Raw genomic sequence first — 22,286 nt, forward strand, 5'->3', positions numbered from 1 at the left:
CCCGAATTATTTAGGGTATTAATGGCGGCGATACCTGCTATCCTTGACGGAAAACGACTACAGGAGAGAGTTATGTATCCCGTTGACCTGCATATGCATACCGTTGCCAGCACCCACGCTTACAGCACCTTGAGTGATTATATCGCTGAAGCCCATCGCAAGGGCATCAAGCTGTTTGCTATCACCGATCATGGACCGGACATGGCGGATGCACCACATCACTGGCATTTTATTAACATGCGTATTTGGCCGCGCGTGGTGAACGGCGTGGGGATCCTGCGCGGGATAGAAGCAAACATTAAGAATATTGAAGGTGAGATCGACTGTTCAGGGCCGATGTTTGACTCACTTGATCTGATTATTGCGGGCTTCCATGAGCCAGTTTTTGCCCCTCACGATAAAGAAACCAATACGCAGGCGATGATCGCCACGATGGCGAGTGGCAATGTGCATATTATCAGCCACCCAGGAAATCCAAAATATCCCGTCGATATCACCGCAATTGCACAGGCGGCGGCAAAATATCATGTTGCACTGGAAATCAATAATTCCTCATTTTTGCATTCGCGTAAGGGCAGTGAAGATAACTGTCGCGCAGTGGCTGCTGCAGTACGTGATGCAGGTGGCTGGGTTGCCCTGGGTTCAGATTCCCATACCGCATTTACGTTGGGAGAGTTCGGTGAATGCCGTAAGATTCTGGATGATGTGGACTTCCCGGAAGACCGAATTCTGAACGTTTCACCAAAACGCTTGCTGACGTTTCTGGAATCGCGGGGCATGGAGCCTATCGCGGAATTTGCTGAACTTTAATTGTTACTTACTGGAATATATCAATGAACGAGTTTTCTATCCTGTGCCGTGTACTGGGCTCGCTGTTTTACCGCCAACCGCAGGACCCTTTACTGGTTCCCCTGTTTACCCTGATTAGCGAAGGTAAACTGTCTGCTAACTGGCCACTGGAACAGGATGAGCTGTTGGCCCGTTTGCAGAAAAGCTGTGATATGCCCCAGCTTGCTGCAGATTACAACGCGCTGTTTGTCGGGAAAGAGTGTTCAGTGCCGCCTTATCGTAGCGCCTGGGTAGAAGGGGCTAAGGAAGCGGACGTTCGAGCATTCCTGTCAGCACGTGGAATGCCGCTGGCGGATACACCTGCCGATCATATTGGTACCTTGTTGCTGGCGGCATCCTGGCTTGAAGACCAGTCCGCAGAAGATGAGAGCGAAGCGCTGGAAACCCTGTTTGTTGACTACCTGCTTCCCTGGTGCGACACGTTTCTGGGTAAAGTTGAGGCGCATGCGAATACCGCTTTCTGGCGAACTATGGCACCGCTGACGCGCGATGCCATTAGCGCAATGTGGGACGAATTACAGGAAGATACAGACGAATAAATGTGATTTAAATCACTATATACTGCAACGCAATTTATCATCTTGCATAAATTGTGTGCACGATCTCATTACTATGCCGTTTTTCTGCTAAGATGCGCGGCATGAACATACTTCTCTCTATTGCAATCACAACGGGCATTCTCTCCGGACTATGGGGATGGGTGGCCGTTTCTCTTGGTTTACTCAGTTGGGCTGGCTTCCTGGGCTGTACGGCTTATTTTGCCTGCCCACAAGGTGGACTGAAAGGGCTGTGGATCTCGGCGTGTACGCTGCTTAGCGGTGTGGTGTGGGCGTTGGTGATTATTAATGGTAGTGCACTTGCCCCGCATATGGACATCCTTGGTTATGTCATAACGGGAATTGTCGCATTTATGATGTGTATCCAGGCAAAGCAATGGCTGCTTTCATTTGTCCCGGGCACATTTATGGGGGCATGTGCAACATTTGCAGGGCAGGGAGACTGGCAGTTGGTTCTGCCTTCTCTGGGGTTGGGATTGGTGTTTGGCTATGCGATGAAAAACAGTGGTCTGTGGCTGGCATCACGTCGCGAAAACCCGGCTTCATCCACACTGACCAGTAAATAAAAAAAGCGTGAGGCCTCCCTCACGCTTTTTATTCTCTCTTTATTCTCAGGACTCTGGAGGTACCGACATATGGCGGTATTTGACCAGAATGTCGTTATCAACTTGTTTCTTATCCTGCAAATCCCACAAGCCGCGATCGATACCGTCATTTATCAGGAAGATAACGCCAGTTTCAATGGCTGACATCAGGCAAAGCATGACGGGCTCGTTAGAGGTATAACCAATTTCCCCTTCCAGAAGTCGTTGGTAGTCAATGAAACGGAATACCCCTGCTTGCACTTCATAAGACAGGATGGTTTTACTGGTGTTTACCGAAGAAAGGATCTCACCGGTACTGACGTTAACCACACGCAGGTTTACCGCAATCTGATCGAGTTGGTATTGCGTATCTGCACCAATACCGAAATAACGCGCGCCGACACCACCTGATTTAACGTTGCTTTCATAGCCGATGATTGAACCTTCCACCATCACGTTAGCCGCGGTTAATGATTGCAGCGGAATTCGGTTGTTAATGGCAACCGTGCCGTTTTCCTGTGCCGCACGGATGATTTTCCGTTCGTTCAGTAAGTTCTGTAATCCCTGACGCTCCAGCGGGATGAACCAACGCGAATCTTTCAGTGCGGTAACCAGCATTGCCGTGGCACTTTGCGGTACGGCAGTGGAGAAGTTACTTGCCGGATAAGGTTTAAACTGACCAGTTTCATCCTGGATATTGTAAACCGATACAAAGATTTTACCCGTAGGCATCGGGAGATGCGTCAGGTCTTTGTAACTTTGGGCGCGAGGCATTAATGTCGGTTTAGCAGCTTCTTGCGGTGGTGACGTTAAGCATCCGCTGAGTAAAAATACTGCAACCATTATAAGTAAGCGCTGCATGATTTTTTCCTTTCGTGGCTATGGCTTAGAAATCGGTTGACTGTGTTTGTAAACCCGACACTTCGATCGTTGATGTTTTTCCCGATTTCCTGTCGGTAACATTCAACTGCAACTGCCCGTCCCGGTTAGCGATATCAATGATAAAATCATTGGTCACCATTCTTCCCGGCTTACCGGTATTAATGTTGGTGAGCAGGCCGCCGAGAATTTGTGACTGAATCGCCTGAGTAAAGTTATCCAGAGCTGACGGTGTTTCAATTCCGTAATCGCTATAGCTCGGATCTTTATAGGAGTTCTGTGCCTGAGCACTGTTCAACAAAAAAGCCCCGTTATTCGGGTTGCCACCAAAGTTGGGGTTTCGGAACTGGAACGTCATGTTTCCGGCCCAACTTAATGGTGAAATTAGCATGAGTAAAACCACTGCATGTTTGACACGCATGAAAGCCTCCGGACAAAATCATGTTTTAGAATTCATCGCGCGCTAAATCGCTCGTGCTTAATAGTGTTTGATCTATTTGCCGGCGATTTAATGCTTCCTCAGTTTGTGCCAATGCGAAGACGACAATTTTGTCGAAGTCTCTTTTCGTGGGGAATAAAAAAGTCTGGAAGATAACGTCCTGATTGACCGTTATGGTGATCCAACTTCCCCAACGCGCACTGGGTCTTTCATTGATAGTTAAATTTCCTGTGTACTCACTTTCCCACTTGTCACTAAATGCACGATAAAAATCATGCCCGATTGAAGAGACAGTGTGATCAGTTAACAGTCCGGGAACCTCCACCTCCACGCTTGTCGCTGCGTGCAGATTCCCGACAGCAAAGAGTAAATTTGCTGCCACAATCCAGGTTAAATAGCGTTTCATGGCTTTATCGCCTGAGGTTATCATTGGCCCATGAGACCGCCTGCGTACGATTTTTGACAGCTATCTTTTTGAAAAGATTATAAAGATGCGTTTTTACCGTATTTTCACTGATAAATAGTGAGCGAGCGATTTCAATATTTGAGGCGCCGATACGCAATTTATTAAGTATTTCTTTTTCACGGTGTGTCAGCAGCGCTGATTCCGTGCTGTTATAACGATAATTTCCAGAATGCGTGATCAGATAACTGGCAAGCTTTTGCGTGAAGTAGCATTCACCGCGTAAGACACCCTGCAAGCCGCTAACGACACGTTGTTCGTCTTCAGTTGCGTAAAACACACCATTGATATGTGGCCAGTTTTCGATATCCCGATAAGGGTAGTCATCAGGGGTATTCAACAATAACGTCTTTATATTGTTGTTTTTTCTGCTCAAATTATCTTGCCAGTAATGGATCAGTTTTTTATCTGCCTCCATCATATCCAGTAAAACAATGCAGCTGGAGGAAATATCATCCAGAGAACGTTGAATATTATGTAGTTTTCCGGTTAGCGCCAGTGATTGTTTTAAATGCTGCAATAATGCAGTTGCCTGCAAAGAAGGTTTCGTGATCAACAATAATGTATGACCATGAATGCTATGGACTTCATTAAACATGATGAAACTCCACTTTTTAGTCGCACACCTGACAGCTGTCTCTACTAAAATAGAGGCACCAGAAGTACTGACAGATGTTGCACTGCTGCGTAGAAATAAAATATCGACCCAACGGGGTGAAAATATTAAAACAAATGGACTTCAACTGATTTCAATCTAGCTATTACAAATCTTAAAGCAAGTGTTAAACATGTAACAAGATGTAAAATTATATATTTAAATGTGATTTTTAGGTTTTGTTGGAGTTTAGATTTGATAGGAAAGTTGTACATTTTACCGTTGCTGCATAGATTTAAAAAATCATACAAATTATAATAATCCATTGATTCTTAAGGTTTAAATTAATAATTAACGAGTTTTAGATTTCTAATGAATTCTAAATTCCTTGTCCCACTTTACGTTGGACAATTTTAGAGAGAAAAAACTGACCTTTGTCACGACTTGCATCGATGACTATCGCGACGTGGTGCTGCGAAGCCCTGAAATCGTGGAAAATGCACTTTTTCAGTGACTGCATAGAAATTCATTCCGGATGGCGAAATAAAAATAAAACCTATACCTGTTGCGGTGTTATTCACTGTTAATTAGTACTTTGGGGTGAATCTGGATATAAAAATACCACTCGCGGGTGAGTTATTTAAAATGTTTCAACGGACATACTCTTCATCGTAACGCGGCGTTAACAAATGTAAGCCATGTTAACAACAATTTGAGTGGTAACTAATTTAACTTCATGTACGACCAGGTCCAGGGTGACAGCATGAAAAACAAGTTGTTATTTATGATGTTTACAATACTGGGTGTGCCTGGGATTGCATCCGCAACCAGTTATGATTTAGCTAATTCAGAATATAACTTTGCGGTAAATGAATTAAGTAAGTCTTCATTTAATCAGGCAGCCATTATTGGTCAGGTTGGCACTGCTAACAGTGCAAATACTCGCCAGGAGGGCAGCAAGTTATTGTCGGTCATTTCGCAAGAAGGTTCAGGTAACCGGGCGAGAACAGATCAGACAGGATCATATAATTTTGCATATATTGATCAAACGGGCAGCTCCAATGATGCGAGTATTAAACAAAGCTCTTACGGTAATACAGCGATGATTATCCAGAAAGGTTCTGGTAATAAAGCAAATATTACCCAGTACGGTACACAAAAAACAGCAGTTGTGGTGCAGAGACAGTCGCAAATGGCAATTCGCGTTACTCAACGCTAATCCGTAAACGACGTTTAAATCAATCCGATGGGGGTTTTACCATGAAACTTTTAAAAGTGGCAGCATTCGCAGCAATCGTAGTTTCTGGCAGTGCTCTGGCAGGCCTTGTTCCGCAATTGAACGGCAATGGTCACCATAACGGTGGTAGTAATTATGGCCCGGACTCTTCATTGAGTATTTACCAATATGGGTCAAGTAACGTTGCGAATGCGCTGCAAAGTGATGCACGTAAATCAGACGTGACTATCACACAACACGGACATGGTAACGGTGCTACCGTCGGGCAAGGTGCTGATGACAGTACCATTAGCCTGAAACAGACTGGCTTCCAGAACAGTGCTGATATCAATCAGTGGAATGCAAAAAATGCTGACATCAGTGTAACTCAGTTCGGTGGTCGTAACGGTGCAGTGGTTAATCAGACTGCATCTGACTCGAATGTTCTGATTCAGCAGGTTGGTTATGGCAACAATGCAACAGCTAACCAGCACTAATTCAGTTTTATGACTGATAATAAACAGGGCGAAAGCCCTGTTTTTTTTCGGGAGCATATTATGCATACGCTATTACTCATTGCCGCGCTTTCAAATCAAATAACCTTTAATACAACTCAGCAAGGTGAGATGTATACCATTATTCCTCAGGTGACGTTATCTCAACCCTGCGTGTGCCAGGTTCAAGTTCTTGCCATACGTAAAGGGTCGGGGGGGCAAAGCCAAACACAACAGAAAACAAGCCTGTCGATCCCTGCTAATCGGCCGATTGAATTAACAAAACTGAGCTTTAATATTTCACCTGAGGATACGGTCAACATTGTTGTTACCGTTTCGGATGGGCAGTCATTGCATCTGTCCCAGCAGTGGCCTGATTCAAGCAGTCGCTCATGATTTTTTACTGTATTTGCTTTAAGGGTGTGGCTGGGAAAGCGGTGCTGTTCTATGAATATAGAGACGTGAAAACGTTTTTATTTGGTCATTAATCGCAGCGGTGAAGGATCACGTCGATCCCTCAAGGATGGTTTATCATTGAGGAACCCTTATGAGCACCTTATTAAAACGTATTTTAAGTACCAGTTTGTGTGTGACTTCTTTTTTTATGTTCCCCGCAACGGCGCAGCAAATCACACCTGGCGGGATTATCCATTTCCGTGGCGCAATAGTTGAATCACCTTGTGAGGTGAACTCGCAACAACAACAGATTGAATTGTCATGTATGCGTGATGGCAAGTTACGGAGTCGTCGCTATAACACACAACAGATAGCGATGGCCCCTGAAAGCCTCCAGCAAATTGCCAGTGTGAAAATGCAGTACCTTAATGAACAGAAAAATATGGCGATTCTTAATATTGAATATAAATGAATCGTTCCGGCGTAGATATGCACCTGGAAGGTTAAAAAGTGAGATTTCATTGAAAACCCTGCTGTACACTTAACAGAGAGTGTTTTGTCAGGGGGAACTTATGCAATCGCGTGTTCATGTTTTACAGGGCGACATTACGACAATCGCCGTTGATGTGATTGTCAATGCAGCCAACTCCTCGCTGCTGGGTGGTGGTGGCGTGGATGGAGCGATTCATCGCGCAGCTGGACCTGCACTGTTGGAAGCCTGCAAACAGGTATTACAGCAACAGGGCGAATGTCCAACCGGTCATGCGGTTATCACCCTGGCGGGAAATCTTCCCGCCAAAGCGGTGATCCACACTGTTGGGCCCGTCTGGCAGGGTGGCGATCATCATGAAGCTGAACGTCTTGAAGAGGCCTATCTCAATTCATTACAACTGGCACTGGCCAATGGTTATCAATCCATTGCGTTCCCGGCTATCAGCACCGGAGCCTACGGATATCCACGTGCGGCGGCGGCGGAGATAGCGGTGAATACGGTGCTGAAATTTATCACCCGCCGTGCGCTACCTGATCAAATCTACTTCGTGTGTTTTGATGAGGAAAATGCCAGACTATACAGGAGATTACTCACCCAACAAGGCGATGATCACACGGCCTGATATGACGCGACTTGAGCGTGCCATTACCCCATTGTGCGTAAGCCATCCTGACCAGTGCGGCATTCTGGCACTGGATGATAGTCTGGATGCTTTCGCAGCCCGTTATCGGCTGACAGAAATGGCGGAACGAACGCTGGATGTGCAGTATTACATCTGGGAGAACGACATGTCCGGGCTGCTGCTGTTTTCTGTTCTGCTGGCAGCAGCAAAACGTGGGGTACGGGTTCGTTTGCTGTTGGATGATAACAACACACCGGGCCTTGATGACACGCTGCGTCTGCTGGATAACCATCCGAATATTGAAGTCCGCCTGTTTAATCCCTTCTCATTTCGCATCCTTCGCGCGTTGGGGTATTTAACCGATTTCGCCCGGCTCAATCGCCGCATGCACAATAAAAGTTATACCGCAGACGGTGTAGTGACGCTTGTTGGCGGGCGTAATATCGGAGATGCCTATTTTGGTGCGGGTGAAGAACCGCTGTTTTCCGATCTTGACGTGATGGCCATTGGTCCGGTGGTGAAAGAAGTCGCGGATGATTTTGAGCGATACTGGCAATGTCAGTCAGTTTCAACGTTACAAAAAGTCCTGGCGTTGTCTGAGCCAGAAACGACTCAACGCATTGAACTGCCTGAATCCTGGTATAATGACGATATTACCCGGCGCTATTTGCACAAACTGGAGACCAGCCAGTTTATGACGCATCTCGATCAGGGATCACTGTCGCTGATTTGGGCCAAAACGCGGCTGCTCAGTGACGATCCAGCAAAAGGAGAGGGGAAGGCTCCGCGTCACTCACTATTACCGCAGCGTTTGTTTGACGTCATGGGCTCACCCACTGAGCGCATTGATATCATTTCTGCTTACTTTGTGCCGACACGTGCCGGTGTCGCACAGCTCCTGCGCCTGGTCAGAAAAGGGGTAAAGATTGCTATTTTAACTAACTCGTTGGCAGCGAATGATGTGGCAATTGTGCATGCAGGATATGCGCGCTGGCGGAAAAAATTGCTGCGCTATGGTGTAGAACTGTATGAGCTAAAACCCACCCGCGATCGCGGCGCAGTGGTACATGATCGCGGGTTGACCGGGAACTCAGGCTCCAGCCTGCATGCGAAAACCTTCAGTATTGATGGCCGCAACGTTTTCATCGGCTCGCTTAATTTTGATCCGCGCTCAACGTTGCTCAATACGGAAATGGGATTTGTGATTGAGAGTGAAGTGCTGGCGTCATTGATTCATAAACGCTTTATGCAAAGCCAGCGTGATGTGGCCTGGCAATTGCGCCTGGACCGCTGGGGCCGGATAAACTGGGTGGATCGTCCTGGCGGCAGTGAGCGGGTATTGAAAAAAGAACCCGCCACAGGATTCTGGAAGCGGGTTTTGGTGAGACTTGCCTCTGTATTACCGATTGAATGGTTGCTCTGAACCATGCAATCACAGGCCTGCTATCCGGCAATGGCTTTGTTTTTATCCTGCTTAACGATGGGTTTCCCGGAAAAGAGGAACTTCAGCACCGGTACCCGCAAGTGGATTTCGTATAATATCACTGCAATCCCGACAACAAACAGCAGCCCACAGAGAAAACCCAGCAGATTTGATGTGATGTGCGGTGTGATATAGGCACCGAAAAACAGCGTTAACGGATGATGCACCAGATAGATAAACAGTGATGCATTGACAAAATAGGTGACGCGGGCTGACTGGAAATTCAATAAACGGTGGCCGAGCGAGAAAACGACGTTCACCATCCATAGTCCCATCACCATCGTTATCACGTATTCGGTTTCATACATCCAGGCATCGCCGTTTCCATAGCGTTGATTGAGCAGATAAGCCACAAAAGCGAATACCGCACCTAACGTGCAGCCGCGCGAGGGCGTTGTGAACAGTGCTTTCAGCTTTGGATTGATAAATGCCAGTGCGCCGAGCATAAAGAACGGCACATAGAACAGCGTTTGCATGACGATGAAATTAAACATGCCATCGCTGAGAATAGAAGGGTAGACGATAAAAATTGTTCTTCTGACGGCGGCGTATCCGACACCAAGCAACAAAAATATCAACGTCAGTTTCGTCATCGATACCGCGGAATTGCTGGCGGCATCAGGGCTCGTCAACCGGTGTTTCATTTGGCTAAACACCCACATACTCACGGTTGTTAAAACGACAAGGACGAGTAAAAACCACAGATGAGAAATCAGCTCCCAGGCAAGGGCGTTGTATTTATCGTATCCACTGAGAGTATGCCAGCTGTCGGCTTTGCCTTTCACATATTGCAGCATGATAAATTGCGGCAGCGTGAGTAGCGGGATTGCGGTCAGCATCGGGATCCCCACGCGTTCAACACGCACTTTCCACCACCGTTTTAAGGGGTAGCGCAAAAACAGCATGTATGAAAAATAACCCGAAATAACAAAGAAGACCTGCATGCGAAATGCATGAATAAAGTCGTTAAAGAGGGTCAATATCCATGACGGTTCTGCGCTGTTCACATGCCAGGTATGTGTGGAGTAGATCAGCGAGATATGGAAGGGAATTCCCAACAACATCAGCCAGGCACGGATGGAATCCAGAAAATATTCACGCGGTGGAGATACAGAGCTCATAGACAGTTACGTATTCTCAGACTTTTCGTCTTATCCCTAAGACGAATTATGGTTACATTCGACGGCAACCCTACACGAAGTCCAACAACCTGTCTCCAGGATAAGCACTCAAAGTGAAAACAGGGAGACGAACCTGCTTAAACCATGAGCCAGCACGCGAACAATACAGGGATTCAGTTGTCGGAATACCCGATTATCCATTAAAATGGATCGGATCAATATAAGCACACAAAGGGGGAAGTGCTTACTAATTATGAAACATAAACTACAAATGATGAAAATGCGTTGGTTGGGTGCAGCAGTAATGTTAACGCTGTACACATCATCGAGCTGGGCGTTCAGTATTGATGATGTGGCAAAGCAAGCTCAATCCTTAGCCGATAAAGGCTACGAGGCGCCAAAAAGTAACTTGCCCTCCGTTTTCCGCGACATGAAATATGCGGATTATCAGCAGATCCAGTTTAATCGCGACAAAGCCTACTGGAGCAATCTCAAGACCCCATTTAAGCTCGAATTCTACCACCAGGGTATGTACTTCGACACGCCGGTCAAGATTAACGAAGTTACCGCGACTGCGGTAAAAAAAATCAAATACAGCCCGGATTATTTTAATTTTGGCGATGTGCAGCACGATAAAGACACCGTAAAAGATCTCGGATTCGCCGGGTTTAAGGTGTTGTATCCGCTCAACAGCAAAGATAAAAACGATGAAATCGTCAGCATGCTCGGTGCCAGCTATTTCCGCGTACTGGGTGCAGGCCAGGTCTATGGTCTGTCTGCGCGCGGTCTCGCGATAGATACCGCTCTGCCTTCTGGTGAAGAGTTTCCCCGCTTCCGTGAGTTTTGGATCGAACGTCCAAAACCGACTGACAAACGTTTAACCATTTATGCCCTGCTGGATTCCCCGCGCGCGACCGGGGCGTATCGCTTTGTGATTATTCCAGGCCGTGACACGGTTGTGGATGTTCAGTCCAAAGTCTATCTGCGCGATAAAGTGGGCAAACTGGGCGTAGCGCCGTTAACCAGTATGTTCCTGTTCGGGCCGAACCAGCCTTCTCCGACGACAAATTATCGTCCTGAACTGCACGACTCAAACGGATTGTCTATCCATGCGGGTAACGGCGAGTGGATTTGGCGTCCGCTGAATAACCCGAAACATCTCGCGGTGAGCAGCTTTGCTATGGAAAACCCGCAAGGATTCGGCCTGTTGCAACGTGGGCGTCAGTTCTCCCGTTTCGAAGATATCGATGACCGTTATGACCTGCGCCCAAGTGCCTGGATCACGCCAAAAGGCGACTGGGGTAAAGGCAAAATTGAATTAGTTGAGATCCCAACTAACGACGAAACAAACGATAACATCGTTGCCTACTGGACGCCGGATCAACTGCCGGAAGCAGGCAAAGAGATGAACTTTAAGTACACCCTGACGTTTACGCGTGATGAAGATAAGCTTCATGCGCCAGAAAATGCCTGGGTGCAACAGACTCGTCGTTCCACAGGGGATGTCAAACAATCCAATCTCATTCGTCAGCCTGACGGCACTATCGCGTTTGTGGTGGATTTCACCGGCACCGAGATGAAGAAGCTGCCGCAGGACACCCCGATTACCGCGCAAACCAGCATTGGTGACAACGGTGAAATCGTGGAAAACACCGTGCGTTACAACCCGGTTACGAAAGGTTGGCGTTTGATGCTGCGCGTGAAAGTGAAAGATGCGAAGAAAACCACTGAAATGCGTGCTGCGTTGGCCAATGCCGATCAGCCGTTGAGTGAAACCTGGAGCTACCAGTTACCTGCCAATGAATAAGACAACTGAGTATATTGACGCAATGCCGCTTTCGGATATCGAAAAAGCAGCACTGCCGAAAACTGACATCCGCGCCGTTCATCAGGCGCTGGATGCCGAGCACCGTACTTACTCGCGCGAAGATGATTCACCGCAGGGGTCTGTAAAAGCTCGCCTTGAGCAAGCCTGGCCAGACTCTCTGGCCAAAGATCAGTTGATAAAGGATGATGAAGGGCGTGACCAGCTGCAGGCAATGCCGAAAGCAACGCGTACCTCAATGTTTCCCGATCCCTGGCGTACTAACCCGGTTGGTCGTTTTTGGGATCGCCTGCGTGGGCGCGATGTCACGCCGCGTTATCTTTCTCGTTTGACGAAAGAAGAACAAGAGAGTGAGCAGAAATGGCGTACCGTCGGCACGATCCGCCGTTATACGCTGTTGATCTTAACGCTGGCGCAAACGGTCGTAGCGACCTGGTATATGAAGACGATCCTTCCTTATCAGGGATGGGCGTTCATTAATCCGGCAGATATGGTGGGGCAGGACCTGTGGGTTTCCTTTATGCAGTTGCTGCCTTATGTGCTACAAACCGGTATCCTCATTTTGTTTGCCGTGCTTTTTTGTTGGGTATCAGCCGGTTTCTGGACTGCGCTGATGGGCTTCCTGCAGTTGCTTATTGGGCGTGACAAGTACAGTATTTCTGCCTCAACGGTAGGGGATGAACCGCTGAATCCCGAGCACCGTACCGCGCTAATCATGCCTATCTGTAACGAGGACGTTGACCGCGTATTCGCGGGTCTGCGCGCTACGTGGGAGTCAGTTAAAGCCACGGGGAATGCGGAGCATTTCGATGTTTACATTCTGAGTGACAGCTACAACCCCGATATCTGCGTCGCGGAACAAAAGGCGTGGATGGAGTTGATTGCCGAAGTGCAGGGTGAAGGACAGATTTTCTACCGCCGCCGTCGTCGCCGTGTGAAGCGTAAAAGCGGTAACATTGATGACTTCTGCCGTCGCTGGGGCAACCAGTACAGCTATATGGTGGTGCTGGATGCTGACTCCGTGATGAGCGGAGATTGTCTGACGGGTCTGGTACGCCTGATGGAAGCGAATCCGAATGCCGGGATTATCCAGTCTTCGCCGAAAGCGTCTGGCATGGACACCCTGTACGCGCGCTGCCAGCAGTTTGCTACCCGCGTTTATGGCCCGCTGTTTACCGCCGGACTTCACTTCTGGCAGTTGGGTGAGTCGCACTACTGGGGTCATAACGCGATTATTCGTGTGAAACCGTTTATTGAGCACTGTGCGCTTGCACCGCTACCGGGCGAAGGCTCGTTTGCGGGATCGATCCTCTCCCATGACTTCGTGGAAGCGGCATTGATGCGTCGTGCGGGCTGGGGCGTGTGGATTGCTTACGATCTGCCGGGCTCGTATGAAGAGCTGCCACCGAACCTGCTGGATGAGCTCAAGCGTGATCGTCGCTGGTGCCACGGTAACCTGATGAACTTCCGTCTTTTCCTGGTTAAAGGGATGCACCCGGTTCATCGTGCGGTGTTCCTGACCGGTGTGATGTCCTATCTGTCAGCACCGTTATGGTTCATGTTCCTTGCACTTTCTACCGCCTTACAGGTGGTCCATGCGTTGACGGAACCGCAGTACTTCCTGCAACCACGTCAGCTGTTCCCGGTCTGGCCGCAGTGGCGTCCTGAGCTGGCTATCGCGTTGTTTGCCTCAACGATGGTGCTGCTGTTCCTGCCGAAGCTGCTGAGTATTCTGCTTATCTGGTGCAAAGGCACGAAAGAATACGGTGGATTTATTCGCGTCACGCTGTCGCTGCTGCTGGAGGTTCTGTTCTCCGTGCTGCTGGCGCCGGTACGTATGCTGTTCCACACCGTTTTCGTGGTGAGTGCCTTCCTCGGATGGGAAGTGGTGTGGAACTCGCCGCAACGCGATGACGACTCTACTCCGTGGGGCGAGGCGTTTATGCGTCACGGCTCTCAGCTGTTGCTGGGCCTGGTGTGGGCAGTAGGGATGGCCTGGCTGGATCTGCGTTTCCTGTTCTGGCTGGCTCCGATTGTCTTTTCACTCATCCTGTCGCCGTTTGTTTCCGTCATTTCCAGCCGTTCAACGGTCGGGTTACGTACCAAACGCTGGAAGCTGTTCCTGATCCCGGAAGAGTATTCTCCGCCGAAGGTGCTGGTGGACACGGATAACTATCTGGAGCTGAACCGTAATCGTTCGCTGGATGACGGTTTCATGCATGCCGTGTTTAACCCGTCGTTTAACGCGCTGGCAACGGCAATGGCTACTGCGCGCCATCGTGCGAGTAACGTGCTTGAAATCGCACGCGATCGCCATGTCGAGCAGGCGTTGAATGAAACGCCGGAGAAACTGAATCGCGATCGCCGCCTGGTTCTGTTGAGCGATCCGGTGACCATGGCGCGTTTACATTATCGCGTCTGGAATTCACCAGATAAGTATTCTTCATGGGTTAATTATTATCAGGGGATCTCTCTGAACCCACTGGCGCTCAGGAAAAAATAAGCCTGTGAAACGTAAAAATACCGGCCTGGAGCCGGTATTTTTTTATACTGAATATAAACGTTACGAGGTATCCAGTGCGAATACTGGCTGTGGGAATGATGGTCTTTCTTCTTAGCGGATGCGGCAGCATTATTAGCCGGACGATCCCCGGACAAGGACACGGAAATCAATACTATCCAGGCGTGCAGTGGGATGTCCGGGACTCTGCGTGGCGTTATGTCACTATCCTGGATCTGCCGTTTTCGCTGGTGTTTGATACATTGCTATTACCGCTCGATATACACCATGGGCCTTACGAGTAACTATCGTTCATCCCATTCATCGGCTGCGGTCTGCCCTTCCTCCGTATCAAGGGGAGGCTCCAGTTGAAATTCACCCTCATCCCATTCGTGGAGCGTATTTTCCTCCTGCCACTCCTGGCGAATATCAATCTCATCATAGTCACCATCAAAAACGCTTTGCGCCGCTTCACCGCTCAGCATGGGCAAACATTCGCCTTCACCATCATCTTCGTCGATAAAAAATTCAGCTTGCCACATGATATCGCCATCCTGTAACACGTACTTTTGTACGTTCAGCTGCTGGACACTGGCTTCGTCAGATTCAAGGCCTGGATTATCAGCCAGAAACTCTTCACGGGCTGCATCAATGGCTTCTTCAAGGGTGGGGTACATGGCATTCATAGTCGCATCCTGATCGCATGGGTGATTGGCCTAATAAAAAGATATAGGTGGTGTGGTGAGAACTGTCAAAGCATTCGTTTATCGCGAAGTTTCAGGCATGCAACGGCTTGAAGCATCGGGGGTTTCTCACCATATCCACACGGTTGTGGTGCTTCCTGAGACAACAAAAAACACGGGGAAACCCAACCGGCAATACGATTCATAAACAGCAAACCTTAAGTTTTTAAGAATCGGTTGTTGTGTATTAAACTCAAGCAGTTATGGCAGGAGCATCATGAGTGAGGATGTTATCGTTTAAAGGGGATGATTGAATAGACGCCAGGCCATACTTTGTAGCGGGTGAAATAATATAACTTATATAAAGCCATTTATTATAACTAATTGAAAATGAAGATTAAAATTAAAAGTGACGCGTGTGAATATTACGTCTGAAAATATCGATATTTGTTTAAGTCAGATATCTATAAATGATATTGCTAATCATTATATATGTGATGGAGATGTTAATATGTAGAGAAGTATAAAAGAGTATCCATAATATTAAATGAATAATAACATGTGTTATAAATAATATAATTATTATTGAAAGAAAAATGATTGTGTTACTGCTTTTGAGGTGAATTATTAATTTGCAAAAAGTAATGACTTAATATATAAAATGCGAAATAGGATTCTTGCCAGGGCTGTCATGAATAATAGTAATTCAAACAATAGCAGGTTGATGAGCTTTTACATTACTTGCTTAGTCAGCTATTTTATTGCTGGTGTGTGTCTTTCTCAGTATCAGTTAGAAGTGCAGAGGGTACCTCAAACAACATATTTAATTATTATTGTTGGGTTGTTTTTTCTTTACGCCATTATTTTCCTTTTTATGCTTTTTCAATACCTTTGCAGGAAAGATTTAACCTACCTGATGATATTAGGAATGGCATTTCTTAGTAATAATATCTATTTTATAGAAACTATATATATAGTTCAGGGTTTAATTAATGATAGCGTTTTGATAGAAAAACGTACAAATGATATTGCTATCTTCTATTATTTTAGGCAAATTAGTTTTATTGCATTGCTTTTTGTATCATTGAAATCTTATAAAGCGACTGCCACAGTTATTGAGACTAAAGAAAGAGAGCCATGTTACATAATTATAGCATTGTTGATTATGCTGGCAATTGCATTCCTTTCACATAACTTATCCAGTTATAATACTGATGTCACGATTAAAATTACCAGTTTAAAAGCTGACAATAAAACGGTGCACTGGCATATTGGCTACATATATTCGCTGATTATCGCATGGGGAATGGTTTTATTGTATCTGGCAGTGAAAACCAAAATACATGGTATACTATGGAAAAGCATAGCATTATTGTGTTGCTCTGCAATCCTGACGAATGTTCTGCTGTTAAGTCTGGATGAATATAGTATGTATATCTGGTATGTCAGTCGGGGAATCGAAGTTATCAGCACCTTATGTATCATATCTATATTAATGTACAACACGTTCATTATTCTTAAGAGAGAGACAGATTCAGCAATAAAAGATGCGATGACTAAGATATATAACCGGAAATTATTCTATAAGGCACTGAAATCATCGTTAGTAAAAGGTGCTGTCTGTATAATGATACTGGATATAGATAAATTCAAACGCATCAATGATACTTATGGCCATCAGGAAGGCGATCGCGTTATAAAGAGTATTGTTGATATTATCAATAAATCGATCAGGGACTCAGATATCTTTGCGAGAATTGGTGGGGAAGAGTTTGGGATCCTGATTAAGTGTAAAGATAAAGCTGAAACAGTGTTTGTTGCGGAAAGAATAAGAAAAAATGTTGAGGCTGAAACAGCCGAGCCCAATATATATGGCTTGAAAGAGAAAATGACGATCAGTATCGGTGTATATTGTAGTAAATCTGATGATTATTCAGCTGATAAAGTCGTATCATATGCTGATGCTGCGTTGTATGAAGCGAAAAACTCCGGAAGAAATAAAGTGGTTTACTATAACGGTTAGAATAATATGTAGCAGTATTGAGTGTCATGACGTTTAAAAAGGTGTTTAGCCAGTGCGACCAGAATTATTTTTGAGTTCACTCAATGGTCCCACACAATTAAACCAATTGATATATTGGGGGGACCGTTGAGAATGAATACACAAAATCATCCCAGGACATGAGATCCCCGGCGGCGGCGCAGACTGTTCCATGAGTAGATCGCGTTGAATAACACAACACCAGCGGTTACGCAGAAGACGGCACGGAAGCCATAATTTGCCGATATAGCAGCCCCCATTAACGGCCCGGTAACGTTGCCTATATCACGAAACGACTGGTTGTAACTAAAGATACGCCCGGCGATTTGGTTGGTTGAGTTATACACCAGCAAGGTCTGTACGGCAGGCAGCAATGCACCATCAGCTGCACCCAGTAAAAAGCGTAGCACGCCTAACTGCCAGGGTGTTTGTACGAATGACATAGGGATCAACAGCAATACGGAGATAACCAATGCAACGATCAGGATCTTCTCCGGGCCAATCCTGTCACCCAATTTGCCGAGCCTTGGTGCACTGATTAAGGCTGCAACACCTGGTACAGAGGCAATCATCCCGCTGATGAACGCGATATTGCTGACATTGCCCGCAAGCTCCCGTACATACAGCGTCAGGATTGGCGCAATGGAGCCGGTTGCAACCTGAATTATCAGGGTAGTGACAAACAAGCTCAGCACCAGCTTTGGATTCTTTAACGACGTCACGACTTCGCGAACGTGCAGCATCTCTTTCTTACTCACTGGCTGGAAGCGTTCACGGATAAAAAAGAGGGTCAGAATAAAACAGATCAACAGCACCGTGGCTGTGATGAAAAATACGGGGCGCAGACCATACTGATCGGCGAGTAATCCGCCTGCCAGTGGCCCAAGTAAAGCACCGCTGACGCCGCCGGTGGATAGTGTTCCCAACGCCCAGCCGCTTTTATTGCGTGGCACCTGGGTTGCGATCAGTGCGTTGGCATTAGGAATAAATCCACCGAGCAAACCCAGCAGGGCGCGCAGGATCAAGAACTGCCAGATATTTTGCGCCAACCCCATTAGCAGCATGACGATGGCCATGCCCAGCGCCGAGCGTAAGAGCATAATTTTCCGGCCTTTGCGGTCGGCCAGCCCGCCCCAAAAAGGGGAGGCAATCGCTGAAAACAGGAAGGTGATACTGAATACCAGCCCTGACCACATATTCAGGGCGCTGTGACCCGTCACGCCAAGACTCTCGACGTAAAGGGGTAAAAATGGCATGACCAGGCTAAATGCCGCGCCGGTTAAAAAACAGCCCAGCCAGGCAACGGTAAGGTTGCGTTTCCAGTTTATGGGGGCATCAGAGGGTGACATAGCGATCCGCAGTGTGATGCGCTGTTTGCGCTATCGATTAAATATAAATAAGCAGGCTAATTATGCGCCTGGTTGATAGTCGCTGCAATGCGGATAGCAGTTAAACCTAAAAGGGGAGAGAAGGTGTTGCAGTCCACAGGACTGCAACAAAGACTCAGTACAAAGAGGGGGAGCCTTCAGGACGTGTCTTGAAGCGGCGATGTAGCCACATGTATTGCTCGGGGGCCATCATGATGCATTTTTCAACGATTTTATTCATCCAGGCCGCCGTTGTTTCAGCATTGTCCAGCGGTGGTGAACACTCTGGTGGCAGCATGATCAATTGATACCCCTTGCCGTCAGGTTTGCGGCGGGGAACAAATGGCACCAGGCAGGCATTCGACATTCGTGACAGCATCCAGGTCCCGGACGTTGTTGCAGCCTGTTCAACGGCGAACAAAGGCACAAATACACTGGCGCGAGGGCCGTAGTCGTGATCCGGCGCGTACCAGACCACTTCACCTTTCTTCAACGCTTTAATCATCCCTTTCAGGTCTTTACGATCGAGCATTGATTTATTGGAGCGCATACGCCCCCAGGTTTGTAGCCAGTCGAGCAGCGGATTGTCGTTAGGACGATACACGCCAATTCCTGGCTCTTGTAAACCAAACTGGCGTGCGCCCAACTCGAGGGTCAAAAAGTGCAGACCAACTAACAGGATCCCACGCTTTTGTGCCTGAACGTCCCGGATATGCTCCATTCCGATAACTTCAGTCCAGCGTGATATTCGCCTGTCGGACCAAAACCAAGCCATGCCGGTTTCCATTACGCCCATACCGACAGACTCAAAGTTTTTTACCAGCATCTGCTGGCGTTCCTGCTTGCTCATTTGCGGGAAGCACAGTTCCAGATTGCGGGAAACAATCTTTGCCCGACGTTTCATCAAACGCAATGCCAGACGGCCTAATGCACATCCCAATTTATAGAGCACTGGGTAAGGTAACTGTACGATTAACCAAAGGATGCCAATACCCAGCCAGGTTAACCAATAACGCGGATGCAGGAGTGCAGCCGAAAACTTGGGTAAATTCGTCATGTCTATCCTGTCTTCTAACGACCAATTCCCTGTATTGTCGCATTTTTTTGCGCGTATCTAAAATTTACGACGGGAGAACGGTGATTAAACCATCAATTGTTGTTGCGTTTTTATCGTGAAGTATGAAATGTAGCGTAAAATGTGTGGATGTAAATTGGCGATGTTTGCTTTATCATGCCGGCCCATTTTCATTTTTACTGATTGCAGGATACGTACACCATGCCAGTGTTACACAACCGCATTTCGAATGACGCGCTCAAAGCTAAAATGCTGGCAGAATCTGAGCCGCGCACGACGATTTCATTCTATAAATATTTCACCATTGCTGATCCTCAGCAAACGCGTGATGCACTGTATCAACTGTTCACTACACTGAATGTGTTTGGCCGTGTATATCTTGCGCGGGAAGGCATTAACGCGCAAATCAGTGTACCGCAAAGTAACGTTGATGCGTTTCGCCAACAGCTATACGCATTTGATCCTGCATTATCCGGGTTGCGTCTCAATATTGCATTAGATGATGACGGCAAATCATTCTGGGTTCTGCGTATGAAGGTCCGTGAGCGAATTGTCGCGGATGGCATTGATGATCCTGATTTTGACGCCAGCAACGTGGGTGATTATCTGAAGGCTGCTGAAGTGAATGCCATGCTGGACGATCCGGATGCGGTGTTTATTGATATGCGTAACCACTACGAATATGAAGTGGGTCACTTCGAAAATGCACTGGAGATCCCCGCAGACACCTTCCGCGATCAGCTGCCGAAAGCGGTAGAAATGATGCAGGAGCATAAGGATAAAAAAATCGTTATGTATTGTACCGGGGGGATCCGTTGTGAGAAAGCCAGTGCCTGGATGAAACATAACGGGTTTAGCAAAGTCTGGCACATTGAAGGCGGCATTATTGAGTATGCCCGCAAAGCGCGTGAGCAGGGGTTGCCTGTACGTTTTATCGGCAAAAATTTTGTTTTCGATGAACGCATGGGTGAGAGGATCTCTGACGATGTGATTTCGCATTGTCACCAGTGCGGTACCGCATGTGACAGCCATACTAATTGCAAAAACGATGGCTGCCATCTGTTGTTTATTCAGTGTCCAGCCTGTGCGCAAAAGTATAAAGGCTGCTGTAGTGAACTGTGTTGTGAAGAGAGCGAACTGCCAGAAGAAGAGCAGCGCCGCCGTCGTGCGGGGCGTGAGAATGGCAATAAGATCTTTAATAAATCGCGTGGTCGTTTAAATACTAAGCTCGGTATTCCCGATCCTGCGCAATAACACTATGCCGGATGGTGGCAAAAGCCTCATCCGGCATCACCAGGACGTTATTTCTGCTGTACGCCTTCCACCGAGATAATTAAGTCGACTTCCTGCGAAGCAGGGCCGAGGTCGGTGGTGATGTTAAAGTCCTTCAGCTTAATTTTCCCTTGCGCTTCAAAACCGGCGCGTGTGCCACCCCACGGATCGCCACCCTGACCGATGAGCTTCGCGTCCAGCGTGACAGGTTTGGTGACACCGTTCAGGGTCAGGTTACCGGTGATATCCAGATCGTTACCCGCTTTTTTCACGCTGGTGGAGGTGAAAGTGGCCTGCGGGAATTTGCCTACGTTAAGGAAATCTGCACTACGCAGGTGTTTGTCACGCTCGGCATGATTGGTATCAACACTGTTGGTGTTGATGGTGACATTGACTTTATCGGCAGCCGGATTTTTCTCGTCAAAGGTAAATGTACCGTCGAAGTCTTTAAATGTGCCGTACAGCCAGCTGTATCCCAGATGCTGAATGCGGAAATTAACAAAGGCATGCTGTCCCTCTTTGTCAATTTTGTAATCCGCCGCGATGGCAGAGCCGGTCGTGAATAATAAAGAGGCGAGTGTGAGCCCCAGCAGGTTTTTTTTCATTTTAAGCTCCATAGTCAGATGACGATTTTCCCAACATGCGATTAAGGGTATCGTCGTTATCGATAAAGTGATGTTTCAGGGCCATTAGCCCATGCAGAAGTGATAAAACCACCACGGTCCAGGCGAGCCACAAGTGCAAGTTACCAGCGATGTCGGCTTGTACGCCGGCGTTGGTAAATGTGGCGGGAACATCGAACCAACCAAATACGCTTATTGCTTTACCGTCTGCGGTAGAGATCAGATAGCCGCTGATGACAATAGAAAAAAGCAGGGTATATAGCGTGAGATGACCCAATGCCGCCGCAATGCGGGTTAGACGGGAATAGCTTTTCAGCGCGGCAGGGGGAGGGGAAACAACCCGCCAGACAATGCGGACAACCAGTCCCATCATCAGCAGCACACCGATACTTTTATGCAGTTCAGGTGCCTGGTGATACCAACCATCGTAATAACTGAGTGTTACCATCCATAAACCCAGAGCAAACATGCCATAGACGGCAATAGCGACCAGCCAGTGTAATGCGGCTGATACCACGCCATAGCGCTGTGGACTATTATTGAATTGCATAAACACACCGTTAGATATTTCAGAAGTGAATGAAAATGGCGCGGAAAAGACATTAATGCAACTAATAAATAACAATGGTGATGATATTTATTCTTATTTCAATAAAATTGATTAAATAAAGGCGTAATCATCAAAGCGTTAGTGTGAGTGGATAAGGAG

Annotated in this window: 24 protein-coding genes; 14 read left to right on the forward strand and 10 right to left on the reverse strand. The window is 47.3% G+C overall.

Translation table 11 applies throughout. The features are described 5' to 3' along the window. Positions 1-72 precede the first annotated feature (72 nt). From ACLJXE_RS02270 to ACLJXE_RS02280, 3 genes are all read left to right on the forward strand, one after another. Entirely contained in the window at positions 73-810 is a 738-nt protein-coding gene (locus ACLJXE_RS02270) for a phosphatase (protein ID WP_286629186.1), read from the forward strand. A 23-nt stretch (positions 811-833) separates the two neighbouring features. Further along, entirely contained in the window at positions 834-1,388 is a 555-nt protein-coding gene (locus ACLJXE_RS02275; RefSeq protein ID WP_005129133.1) for a molecular chaperone, read from the forward strand. Positions 1,389-1,489: 101 nt separating this feature from the next. Next, positions 1,490-1,972, forward strand: coding sequence for a DUF1097 domain-containing protein (locus ACLJXE_RS02280; protein ID WP_271450548.1), 483 nt, complete (start codon positions 1,490-1,492; stop codon positions 1,970-1,972). Between the two features lie 45 nt (positions 1,973-2,017). Here the strand turns inward: ACLJXE_RS02280 and csgG are convergent, their stop codons facing one another. Genes csgG through csgD form a run of 4 tightly spaced genes read right to left on the reverse strand, consistent with a single transcriptional unit; the run spans position 2,018 to position 4,369 of the window. Continuing rightward, positions 2,018-2,851, reverse strand: a complete 834-nt coding sequence (csgG, locus tag ACLJXE_RS02285; RefSeq protein ID WP_005129128.1) for a curli production assembly/transport protein CsgG — start codon at positions 2,849-2,851, stop codon at positions 2,018-2,020. A 25-nt stretch (positions 2,852-2,876) separates the two neighbouring features. Beyond that, the gene (gene csgF / locus ACLJXE_RS02290) at positions 2,877-3,290 is read right to left on the reverse strand and encodes a curli production assembly/transport protein CsgF (RefSeq protein WP_005129126.1); all 414 of its coding nucleotides are present in this window, start codon (positions 3,288-3,290) and stop codon (positions 2,877-2,879) included. Positions 3,291-3,315: 25 nt separating this feature from the next. Next, a complete protein-coding gene (gene csgE / locus ACLJXE_RS02295; RefSeq protein ID WP_410749987.1) occupies positions 3,316-3,714 on the reverse strand; it encodes a curli production assembly/transport protein CsgE in 399 nt (132 codons plus the stop codon). 4 nt (positions 3,715-3,718) lie between these two features. Then, entirely contained in the window at positions 3,719-4,369 is a 651-nt protein-coding gene (gene csgD, locus ACLJXE_RS02300; RefSeq protein ID WP_005129125.1) for a biofilm master transcriptional regulator CsgD, read from the reverse strand. Positions 4,370-5,129: 760 nt separating this feature from the next. Between csgD and csgB the strand changes: the two genes are divergently transcribed. The 6 genes from csgB to ACLJXE_RS02330 all read left to right on the forward strand — a co-directional run bounded on the left by csgB (position 5,130) and on the right by ACLJXE_RS02330 (position 9,010). After that, complete coding sequence (gene csgB / locus ACLJXE_RS02305) at positions 5,130-5,585, forward strand: curli minor subunit CsgB (RefSeq protein WP_048211206.1); 456 nt, start codon at positions 5,130-5,132, stop codon at positions 5,583-5,585. Positions 5,586-5,626: 41 nt separating this feature from the next. Continuing rightward, on the forward strand, positions 5,627-6,079 hold the full coding sequence (csgA, locus tag ACLJXE_RS02310) for a curli major subunit CsgA (protein ID WP_286629187.1): 453 nt from the start codon (positions 5,627-5,629) through the stop codon (positions 6,077-6,079). 60 nt (positions 6,080-6,139) lie between these two features. Further along, on the forward strand, positions 6,140-6,472 hold the full coding sequence (gene csgC, locus ACLJXE_RS02315) for a curli assembly chaperone CsgC (protein WP_137383204.1): 333 nt from the start codon (positions 6,140-6,142) through the stop codon (positions 6,470-6,472). A gap of 151 nt (positions 6,473-6,623) precedes the next feature. After that, the gene (locus ACLJXE_RS02320; RefSeq protein WP_410749988.1) at positions 6,624-6,944 is read left to right on the forward strand and encodes a type 1 fimbrial protein; all 321 of its coding nucleotides are present in this window, start codon (positions 6,624-6,626) and stop codon (positions 6,942-6,944) included. 100 nt (positions 6,945-7,044) lie between these two features. Further along, on the forward strand, positions 7,045-7,587 hold the full coding sequence (gene ymdB / locus ACLJXE_RS02325; RefSeq protein ID WP_410749989.1) for an O-acetyl-ADP-ribose deacetylase: 543 nt from the start codon (positions 7,045-7,047) through the stop codon (positions 7,585-7,587). After that, complete coding sequence (locus ACLJXE_RS02330; RefSeq protein WP_410749990.1) at positions 7,523-9,010, forward strand: phospholipase D family protein; 1,488 nt, start codon at positions 7,523-7,525, stop codon at positions 9,008-9,010. Before ymdB ends, ACLJXE_RS02330 begins: the two co-directional genes overlap by 65 nt. A gap of 20 nt (positions 9,011-9,030) precedes the next feature. Here ACLJXE_RS02330 and mdoC read toward each other — a convergent pair whose 3' ends face one another. Then, complete coding sequence (gene mdoC / locus ACLJXE_RS02335; protein WP_410749991.1) at positions 9,031-10,191, reverse strand: glucans biosynthesis protein MdoC; 1,161 nt, start codon at positions 10,189-10,191, stop codon at positions 9,031-9,033. A gap of 271 nt (positions 10,192-10,462) precedes the next feature. On the opposite strand from mdoC, the gene mdoG reads away from it, so the two are divergent. From mdoG to ACLJXE_RS02350, 3 genes are all read left to right on the forward strand, one after another. After that, positions 10,463-11,998 (forward strand): glucans biosynthesis protein MdoG, encoded by a 1,536-nt coding sequence (mdoG, locus tag ACLJXE_RS02340; RefSeq protein ID WP_286629322.1) that lies wholly within the window; start codon positions 10,463-10,465, stop codon positions 11,996-11,998. Further along, positions 11,991-14,519, forward strand: coding sequence for a glucans biosynthesis glucosyltransferase MdoH (gene mdoH / locus ACLJXE_RS02345; RefSeq protein WP_286629192.1), 2,529 nt, complete (start codon positions 11,991-11,993; stop codon positions 14,517-14,519). The genes mdoG and mdoH overlap by 8 nt, the downstream gene beginning before the upstream one ends. 74 nt (positions 14,520-14,593) lie before the next feature. After that, positions 14,594-14,821, forward strand: a complete 228-nt coding sequence (locus tag ACLJXE_RS02350; protein ID WP_061068836.1) for a YceK/YidQ family lipoprotein — start codon at positions 14,594-14,596, stop codon at positions 14,819-14,821. Here the strand turns inward: ACLJXE_RS02350 and ACLJXE_RS02355 are convergent, their stop codons facing one another. Continuing rightward, a complete protein-coding gene (locus ACLJXE_RS02355) occupies positions 14,822-15,193 on the reverse strand; it encodes a MysB family protein (protein ID WP_410750023.1) in 372 nt (123 codons plus the stop codon). 697 nt (positions 15,194-15,890) lie between these two features. Here ACLJXE_RS02355 and ACLJXE_RS02360 point away from each other — a divergent pair. Further along, a complete protein-coding gene (locus ACLJXE_RS02360) occupies positions 15,891-17,222 on the forward strand; it encodes a sensor domain-containing diguanylate cyclase (protein ID WP_410749992.1) in 1,332 nt (443 codons plus the stop codon). Positions 17,223-17,368: 146 nt separating this feature from the next. On the opposite strand, the gene mdtG is transcribed toward ACLJXE_RS02360, so the two are convergent. Together mdtG and ACLJXE_RS02370 are read right to left on the reverse strand one after the other, a co-directional pair. Then, a complete protein-coding gene (gene mdtG, locus ACLJXE_RS02365) occupies positions 17,369-18,589 on the reverse strand; it encodes a multidrug efflux MFS transporter MdtG (RefSeq protein ID WP_410749993.1) in 1,221 nt (406 codons plus the stop codon). 154 nt (positions 18,590-18,743) lie between these two features. After that, positions 18,744-19,664: a Kdo(2)-lipid IV(A) acyltransferase gene (locus ACLJXE_RS02370; protein WP_286629196.1), complete on the reverse strand. Its 921-nt coding sequence runs from the start codon at positions 19,662-19,664 to the stop codon at positions 18,744-18,746. Between the two features lie 219 nt (positions 19,665-19,883). Between ACLJXE_RS02370 and ACLJXE_RS02375 the strand changes: the two genes are divergently transcribed. Then, the gene (locus ACLJXE_RS02375; protein WP_040230660.1) at positions 19,884-20,936 is read left to right on the forward strand and encodes a rhodanese-related sulfurtransferase; all 1,053 of its coding nucleotides are present in this window, start codon (positions 19,884-19,886) and stop codon (positions 20,934-20,936) included. A 47-nt stretch (positions 20,937-20,983) separates the two neighbouring features. On the opposite strand, the gene ACLJXE_RS02380 is transcribed toward ACLJXE_RS02375, so the two are convergent. Together ACLJXE_RS02380 and ACLJXE_RS02385 are read right to left on the reverse strand one after the other, a co-directional pair. Next, the gene (locus ACLJXE_RS02380; protein WP_410749994.1) at positions 20,984-21,559 is read right to left on the reverse strand and encodes a YceI family protein; all 576 of its coding nucleotides are present in this window, start codon (positions 21,557-21,559) and stop codon (positions 20,984-20,986) included. Position 21,560: 1 nt separating this feature from the next. After that, a complete protein-coding gene (locus ACLJXE_RS02385) occupies positions 21,561-22,127 on the reverse strand; it encodes a cytochrome b (protein ID WP_410749995.1) in 567 nt (188 codons plus the stop codon). Between the last annotated feature and the right edge of the window lie 159 nt (positions 22,128-22,286).

Source organism: Citrobacter sp. U14242 (assembly GCF_046555775.1).
Lineage (GTDB): Bacteria > Pseudomonadota > Gammaproteobacteria > Enterobacterales > Enterobacteriaceae > Citrobacter.

What these genes read in the sequence shown, in the direction of transcription:
- mdoH (WP_286629192.1), top strand. Translation starts at nt 11,991, where the DNA reads ATGAATAAGACAACTGAGTATATTGACGCAATGCCGCTTTCGGATATC.
- csgD (WP_005129125.1), bottom strand. Translation starts at nt 4,369, where the DNA reads ATGTTTAATGAAGTCCATAGCATTCATGGTCATACATTATTGTTGATC.
- csgA (WP_286629187.1), top strand. Translation starts at nt 5,627, where the DNA reads ATGAAACTTTTAAAAGTGGCAGCATTCGCAGCAATCGTAGTTTCTGGC.
- ACLJXE_RS02375 (WP_040230660.1), top strand. Translation starts at nt 19,884, where the DNA reads ATGCCAGTGTTACACAACCGCATTTCGAATGACGCGCTCAAAGCTAAA.
- ACLJXE_RS02360 (WP_410749992.1), top strand. Translation starts at nt 15,891, where the DNA reads ATGAATAATAGTAATTCAAACAATAGCAGGTTGATGAGCTTTTACATT.
- mdtG (WP_410749993.1), bottom strand. Translation starts at nt 18,589, where the DNA reads ATGTCACCCTCTGATGCCCCCATAAACTGGAAACGCAACCTTACCGTT.
- csgF (WP_005129126.1), bottom strand. Translation starts at nt 3,290, where the DNA reads ATGCGTGTCAAACATGCAGTGGTTTTACTCATGCTAATTTCACCATTA.
- ACLJXE_RS02380 (WP_410749994.1), bottom strand. Translation starts at nt 21,559, where the DNA reads ATGAAAAAAAACCTGCTGGGGCTCACACTCGCCTCTTTATTATTCACG.
- ACLJXE_RS02270 (WP_286629186.1), top strand. Translation starts at nt 73, where the DNA reads ATGTATCCCGTTGACCTGCATATGCATACCGTTGCCAGCACCCACGCT.
- ACLJXE_RS02385 (WP_410749995.1), bottom strand. Translation starts at nt 22,127, where the DNA reads ATGCAATTCAATAATAGTCCACAGCGCTATGGCGTGGTATCAGCCGCA.
- csgG (WP_005129128.1), bottom strand. Translation starts at nt 2,851, where the DNA reads ATGCAGCGCTTACTTATAATGGTTGCAGTATTTTTACTCAGCGGATGC.
- mdoC (WP_410749991.1), bottom strand. Translation starts at nt 10,191, where the DNA reads ATGAGCTCTGTATCTCCACCGCGTGAATATTTTCTGGATTCCATCCGT.
- ACLJXE_RS02320 (WP_410749988.1), top strand. Translation starts at nt 6,624, where the DNA reads ATGAGCACCTTATTAAAACGTATTTTAAGTACCAGTTTGTGTGTGACT.
- ACLJXE_RS02355 (WP_410750023.1), bottom strand. Translation starts at nt 15,193, where the DNA reads ATGTACCCCACCCTTGAAGAAGCCATTGATGCAGCCCGTGAAGAGTTT.
- ACLJXE_RS02330 (WP_410749990.1), top strand. Translation starts at nt 7,523, where the DNA reads ATGAGGAAAATGCCAGACTATACAGGAGATTACTCACCCAACAAGGCG.
- ACLJXE_RS02275 (WP_005129133.1), top strand. Translation starts at nt 834, where the DNA reads ATGAACGAGTTTTCTATCCTGTGCCGTGTACTGGGCTCGCTGTTTTAC.
- ACLJXE_RS02280 (WP_271450548.1), top strand. Translation starts at nt 1,490, where the DNA reads ATGAACATACTTCTCTCTATTGCAATCACAACGGGCATTCTCTCCGGA.
- mdoG (WP_286629322.1), top strand. Translation starts at nt 10,463, where the DNA reads ATGATGAAAATGCGTTGGTTGGGTGCAGCAGTAATGTTAACGCTGTAC.
- csgB (WP_048211206.1), top strand. Translation starts at nt 5,130, where the DNA reads ATGAAAAACAAGTTGTTATTTATGATGTTTACAATACTGGGTGTGCCT.
- csgE (WP_410749987.1), bottom strand. Translation starts at nt 3,714, where the DNA reads ATGAAACGCTATTTAACCTGGATTGTGGCAGCAAATTTACTCTTTGCT.
- ymdB (WP_410749989.1), top strand. Translation starts at nt 7,045, where the DNA reads ATGCAATCGCGTGTTCATGTTTTACAGGGCGACATTACGACAATCGCC.
- ACLJXE_RS02370 (WP_286629196.1), bottom strand. Translation starts at nt 19,664, where the DNA reads ATGACGAATTTACCCAAGTTTTCGGCTGCACTCCTGCATCCGCGTTAT.
- csgC (WP_137383204.1), top strand. Translation starts at nt 6,140, where the DNA reads ATGCATACGCTATTACTCATTGCCGCGCTTTCAAATCAAATAACCTTT.